Here is a 4,001-nt window from a genome sequence, read left to right as displayed (position 1 = left end):
GGATATAAAACTGCAGCCGTATTCTGTGTGGCATCCCTTCTAAGCGAGACTTGGCAAGCGGGAGGCGTCCATATAAGAACCATGAACCCGGCAGTGGATCACTTTTGTCTATCGGGGTTGACACCGTGCCCGCGATTAAAGAACGGACGACTAATACGCTAATCTGAACGGCCGCGGCGCTACGCTTCGCGCCCTTCCGGAAGTCTACAGGTCAGGTCGGAACGTAAATGTTGATCAGGCCGTGGCGGCTCTCGAAGCAGCCGAGGATCGTGCCAATCCCAAAAGATGCGAGAAGAGAGCTGCCGACGTGTGTGGTCGTGCGTCGTTGTAATCTCTGACTACATCGCGCCGGGCAAGCCGTCATCGAAAGCTTCAACGGCCGGCGATGGTCGCCGCTTCCCTATCCTCACCGTGGTGGACGAGGTCCTTGAAGGCTGCGTTGTCCAGCATGGCGTCGGCCAGCAGCCGTTCTGAGCAGGATTGGACTGCTCCCTTTCAGCTCATCGGTTCGTTTCCACAGTAAATACGAAGGAATAATCGGACGCGTAGTCCGGATTATCCGTTGCTTTTGGCGGTGCGACCAGCACGCGGCGCACCCGGCGGCCGGCAAGTTCAGCGGTTATTTGCTGCGATGGATTGCCTATCCTGGCGGATTGATGGCAATCCATGCATGATTTCTGGGTCTGCAAGTAGGTCTCAAGTATGGTGTTGGCGACGATGTGACTGGCGCTCGACGGCGTGATGTCGCCGGTCGAGAGCGGTACAGTGCTCTGCGGCGGTACTGGCTGCGAGCTGTTCGGCCATTGCACGTCGATCAGGCGGTAATAGTTGAACACCGAATCCATCGGCAGGAGTTTCCAGGCATAATCAGTGACGGAATTCGCCTGCGAGTCCACTGGCGTGATGCGGGTGATCTGCTCGGCGCCGAATAGGGAAAGCAGTCTGGCGTCGTCGGCTTGCTAATCGGACACGCGTCGCCCGGCGGGGTGTTGGGCTTGCAGCGATAATAGATGTCGGTCTGCGGATTGCAGCTCGGATTGAAGAACGTATAGCCCGGAGATGGCTTCTGGTTGGGATTGCGTGGCAAGATTGGCGCGACCGGATTGCCGTCGTTGTCATCGGGATCGTTGTCTATCTGCTCGAAGGTCGCCCACACGAACTGGTTGGCGCCCGGCACCTTGTGGATGATGTGCAGGCCGACGAGGCCCATGGTCGCTTGAACAGGCTTGCCGCCAGGCAGGGTGTATCAGGCGAACGCGGTCTTGTAACGGTAGTTGAGCGAACCGTCCGACGGGAGCGCGACCCAGGCGGCCTTGATCTCAATGGCGCCTACGCCCTGGCCATAGGTGGTGACATTGCCCTTGCAGTCGACGTCTCTGTTGCCTTGGGTTTTGCCGGCCGGCAGATTGAAGCCACCGCGTCCTTTCTGGCCCTGCTGTGAGGCGCAGGCGCGCTGGCCGGCGAATGTCGTAAGATCCGAAGCGTCGAACACATTGGTGGTGATGTAGGCGTATTCGTCCTCGTTCAACAGGATCTCATAGAATGTCGGAGCGCCGCGCTGGTCGGTGATCCATTTGCCATTACCAGCCTGGCCGATGTTATCGAGCACAGCGTCTCCGAGCTTCGACACATTGAACAGCATTTTCGTTGGTTGACGCCTGTGCTGCCAAGCCGATTTGGCGCGCGCGGGCGATTGCGTGAACGCCTGGCTCGCCGAGAGGAAGCTCTCCCAGACCGTAGCGGATGTATCGCCCGGCATACCGAAACTCGACCACGGGGTATTCGCATCCGGCGTCCCCGAAACGTTCGGGTCGGCCTTCCAGTTGAGGTAAATGAACTCCTGCCAGGCGAAGCAGTCGGCTGCGATCTGACTCTTCGAGGCGGCGCTAAAATAAGCTGGCAGTATCGGCTTCGGCTGCACCTGGGTTACGCCGATGGCGCCGCAGGGATTGGTGTCGGTCGGCTGCGCTAGCGCCGGACCGCCGCGCGCGAATGCAAACAGAGCGGCGGCGAGGACGAGTGTCCGCGAGTAGTAAGCCATGGCTCTAGTCCGTGATGTAGACCGCGGCCGGAAGAGCCTGTACAGTCTTGCTGGTGGTCTGGGTGATTTGGATGCGGTCGCAGGCCGGTGGTGGCGCCGCTCGGCACCGTTACAGAGACAGCAAGTGCCGTGTAAATGCCTGGATAGGAATTGCCCGGCACCGCGTAAAAGGTCGGCATGGCGCTTTGAAGAGTAACCGCAATGCTCGGATCCGGCCCCGAGCCGTCGGCAAGCTGGACCTGTACCGAGACGGGCTCACTAGTTGGATTGCAGGTCAGCACGAGGTTCTGTGCCGAACCGTCTGCCGGCAGCCAAGGCGCGATGAAGGTGCTGTTGCTGGTGAGCGGCATCTTGGCGCCGGTTGGACATGGTTCATTGACCTCGCTCATGGCGTCCCACAAGACCGCCCACACGCACTGCAGTGGCGCGCCGGGCGTCGGTGTCGTGCTGGAGCAATCGACGAGCGGCGCAGCCCGGTCCGCCGACAGCGGTCGCGCGAATAAGCCGATCTTAAATTGGCTCGCAATTTGACCGGCCCATTGGATTGGCTGACCGCTAATCAGCATGTCAGCCAGCGTTAGATTCGGATTCATGGCGAGCCAGCTCCCTGGAATCTGCACGGCCGCATGCAGCACCATGTTGCCGCGGAACGGTGCCCCACTGACCGGATCGTCGACCTCGGCCGAACCGCGCAGAATCTGGTAGATGTCAATCGGTTTGGCATCAACGGGCACGTCCACCCCGGCCTTGATGTTGGGCCCGAAGGCGAATCTCGACGAATCTGGCACCTGGATATAGAGCCCGACCGGATTGGCGAGGCAGGCGCGCAATGGCACGCCAGCATATTGCCCGCCCACCAACTGATTGACGGTATGGCCGATGGTTGGATCGCTGTGGAGATATGCTTGGCCGTAGTTGCCGCAGCAGATCAGCGCTTGGGAATCGCTGTTGCGAACGGCCGGATCGTCCTGAAACTGGGGCGGTACGTATTGCACCGTGGCGGAGCCGGCGAGGCCGAGCTCGGTCTGCAAGGTATTCGGCGTGCTGGTGAGATGCATAACCCCGCCATACGGATCGTGACCACCGCGCGTTGCAATCGGCCCCGAATTCCATTTGTTGAGCGGATGGTAAGCGCGCTTGCCGGTGTCGGGATCAATCACGGGATTGCCACTCGAATCCATCAGGGTAAGGTCGTCGAGGGTGACCTTGATCTGGTTTACGACTGGCGCGCCGTGGTTGAGCGTCTGTTCGTAAAGCTCGCGCACCCGCTCCTGTGACACCTTCCACACCGTGTTCCAGTATTCAGGGTTCTCGCAGGCAAAATCGACGCGGACGAGATTGCCGTCGCCGTCGCGCACCGTCGACCATTCGCAATATTCGTCGAGCCAGCCGCGCGGGCCGTAGGGCCCGAACGTCTTCGGCGTTCCGCTCCAATCAGCCTGCGGACAGAGCGTCGCCGGAATGTTCTCGAAAGTTTTCCGACCGGTATCGTAATAGCCGGTGTCGGCCAGTTCATAGACCTGGGTCTGGAGGAGATTGTATGGGTTTGGTGGACTGACCGGCGGCGTCGCGGAATAGTACTGGTCAAGTCGGCCCGGAAACGCCACCCATTCGACCAACACTGCATCCGTGCCCGGAGGGATATCAGTGTAGAGTGGATTGTAGAAGTAGTAGGCCGGGTCAGGAGTCGCCTGCTGAATCCAGCCGTTGACGTTGATGGTCCAACGATGGCTCAGATCGGCATATTCGGGACTATTCAGCGGAAAGTCCTCGATGAAAGTTGGGAGTCCGAACGTGGTGATCTCCATAACCTGATCTCCTCCGCGGTCCGGCGCGACGGTTTGTATCGCATTCGCAGGTGATTGTGTCTCTATGTCGCGCCTTACGGTGCGCCCCGACGGCGCGTATTACCAGTGGAGGAAGGATCCACCCAGAGAGTTGTCGATTGATCTGGTAGCTG

At 59.9% G+C, this 4,001-nt stretch carries 4 protein-coding genes; all 4 read right to left on the bottom strand.

Translation table 11 applies throughout. The features are described 5' to 3' along the window. Window positions 1–500 precede the first annotated feature (500 nt). Genes AC5ZFO_RS47410 through AC5ZFO_RS47395 form a run of 4 tightly spaced genes read right to left on the bottom strand, consistent with a single transcriptional unit; the run spans window position 501 to window position 3,849 of the window. Window positions 501–845: a hypothetical protein gene (locus tag AC5ZFO_RS47410; protein ID WP_496124188.1), complete on the bottom strand. Its 345-nt coding sequence runs from the start codon at window positions 843–845 to the stop codon at window positions 501–503. Further along, window positions 815–1,210 (bottom strand): hypothetical protein, encoded by a 396-nt coding sequence (locus AC5ZFO_RS47405; protein WP_496124187.1) that lies wholly within the window; start codon window positions 1,208–1,210, stop codon window positions 815–817. Before AC5ZFO_RS47405 ends, AC5ZFO_RS47410 begins: the two co-directional genes overlap by 31 nt. Window positions 1,211–1,246: 36 nt before the next feature. Then, window positions 1,247–2,041, bottom strand: coding sequence for a hypothetical protein (locus AC5ZFO_RS47400; protein ID WP_496124186.1), 795 nt, complete (start codon window positions 2,039–2,041; stop codon window positions 1,247–1,249). Continuing rightward, window positions 1,969–3,849 (bottom strand): DUF8225 domain-containing protein, encoded by a 1,881-nt coding sequence (locus AC5ZFO_RS47395; RefSeq protein WP_496124185.1) that lies wholly within the window; start codon window positions 3,847–3,849, stop codon window positions 1,969–1,971. Before AC5ZFO_RS47395 ends, AC5ZFO_RS47400 begins: the two co-directional genes overlap by 73 nt. Window positions 3,850–4,001 lie beyond the last annotated feature (152 nt).

The organism is Bradyrhizobium sp. Unk1, from assembly GCF_059512345.1.
The sequence above is the reverse complement of the archived record's forward strand: the minus strand, read 5'-3'. Positions and strand labels throughout refer to the sequence as shown.

What these genes read in the sequence shown, in the direction of transcription:
- AC5ZFO_RS47410 (WP_496124188.1), bottom strand. Translation starts at nt 845, where the DNA reads ATGGATTCGGTGTTCAACTATTACCGCCTGATCGACGTGCAATGGCCG.
- AC5ZFO_RS47400 (WP_496124186.1), bottom strand. Translation starts at nt 2,041, where the DNA reads ATGGCTTACTACTCGCGGACACTCGTCCTCGCCGCCGCTCTGTTTGCA.
- AC5ZFO_RS47395 (WP_496124185.1), bottom strand. Translation starts at nt 3,849, where the DNA reads ATGGAGATCACCACGTTCGGACTCCCAACTTTCATCGAGGACTTTCCG.
- AC5ZFO_RS47405 (WP_496124187.1), bottom strand. Translation starts at nt 1,210, where the DNA reads ATGGGCCTCGTCGGCCTGCACATCATCCACAAGGTGCCGGGCGCCAAC.